We start from the raw sequence: 1,631 nt of genomic DNA, 5'->3' as shown, positions 1-1,631 counted from the left end.
GGGGACGTAACCGTTCATGAGGAAGGATTTCTCGCCCCCGTGCATGAAAGCTCGATCGAGAGCAAGATGGAGTGGCGCACAGGACGACAAAAGTCGGCCTGTGAATGGCGGCCCGACCCCGGACGTAACCAGACTTGACCGAACTGGCTCGCACCCCCGCGTGTCGCGCGACGCGTTGCGTCGTAGCACGAACGGTAAAAAGGCCCAGGCGGAATTTCACCTGAGGAGTCTCCCAGTTCATCGTCGCCCTGTGCGCCCCTTCATTTTAGGCACAGGAGCGACATCATGGAAGGTCTACAACCCATCTACCGGCGCGTCGCCGGCATCGACGTGCACCGCATGCTGCATGTCGTCACCGTCGTCATCGAACGGGCTGACGGCGGCATAGAACATTGCAGCCGCGAGTTTGGCGGCTTCCAGCGCGATTGCCGGGAACTATGTCGATGGCTGGTCGAACTGGACGTGGAACTGGTGGTTATGGAAAGTACCGGGATCTACTGGAAGAGTCTGTACGCCCACCTCGAACGGGCCGGGATTGAAGCCTGGGTGGTGAACGCGCATTTCGTCAAGCATGTCCCCGGCCGCAAAACCGACATGAGCGACTCGCAATGGCTGGCCGTACTGGCCCGGTTCGGCCTGGTGCGGGGCAGCTTCATCCCACCCCAGGACTTGCGTGAGCTGCGTCTGTTGTCGCGCTACCGGCGCAAACTCAACACCATGCACGCCAGTGAAGTCAACCGGCTGCACAAAATTCTCGACGATGGCGGCATCAAGCTGGGCGGCGTCGTCAGCGACCTCAACGGGGTATCCGCGCGCAAAATCGTGGCCGGCTTGATCGAGGGGAAGTCGATCGACGCCTTGCTCGACATGGCGCACGGCAAGCTCAAACCCAAACGCGAAGCGTTGCAGGCGGCACTCGACAGCGATCTGACGGCGCGCCATCTATTTGTGCTCAAACACCTGCAAAGCCATATCGATACGCTCGAACGTGAGTTGGCCGAACTCGACACCTATCTTCTGGGCGCCATGGCGTCCTATCAATGGGCGCATCGCCTGCTGCAAACCATCCCTGGCATCGACCAGATTGCGAGCGCCCTGATCCTGATCGAAATCGGTGACGACATGACGCGCTTCGGCTGTGCCGACCGCCTGGCCGCCTGGGCCGCGCTATGCCCCGGCAATAACGAATCGGCCGGCAAGCGCAAATCGGGCAAGACCAGAAAAGGCAACACGACCATCCGCTATATCCTGTGCGAATGCGCCAACGCGGCGCGCATGACCAAGAGCTCGCTGGCGGCAAAATACAAGAGCCTGATGGTGCGCAAAACCCACAAGAAAACGATCGTCGCCATCGCCCACAAAATGATACGGCTGATCTACCTGCTGCTCACACGCAAAGAGCCATACCATGATCCGAACATCGACTACGACGCCATGAGCGCCAGAAAAAATGCGCCACGCTGGATCAAGCAACTCAGATTAATCGGCCAGTGGCCAACCGCGGTGCCAGCAATGGCAACCGCTTAACAACGCCGCCATCACGAGGGGTCGGGCCTGGCGGTACGATCACACTCGCCATACCGCGAGGTGAGTAGGCATACGCCTGCAGTACCGAGCTTTCACGGTAACAC

1 protein-coding gene is annotated in these 1,631 nt (G+C 60.0%); it reads left to right on the top strand.

The features are described from left to right. Window positions 1-285 precede the first annotated feature (285 nt). On the top strand, window positions 286-1,527 hold the full coding sequence (locus AC3WOS_RS28485; protein WP_492720689.1) for an IS110 family RNA-guided transposase: 1,242 nt from the start codon (window positions 286-288) through the stop codon (window positions 1,525-1,527). The last annotated feature ends 104 nt before the right edge of the window (window positions 1,528-1,631 follow it).

The organism is Rugamonas sp. FW305-51, from assembly GCF_058786935.1.
The sequence above is the reverse complement of the archived record's forward strand: the minus strand, read 5'-3'. Positions and strand labels throughout refer to the sequence as shown.

What these genes read in the sequence shown, in the direction of transcription:
- AC3WOS_RS28485 (WP_492720689.1), top strand. Translation starts at nt 286, where the DNA reads ATGGAAGGTCTACAACCCATCTACCGGCGCGTCGCCGGCATCGACGTG.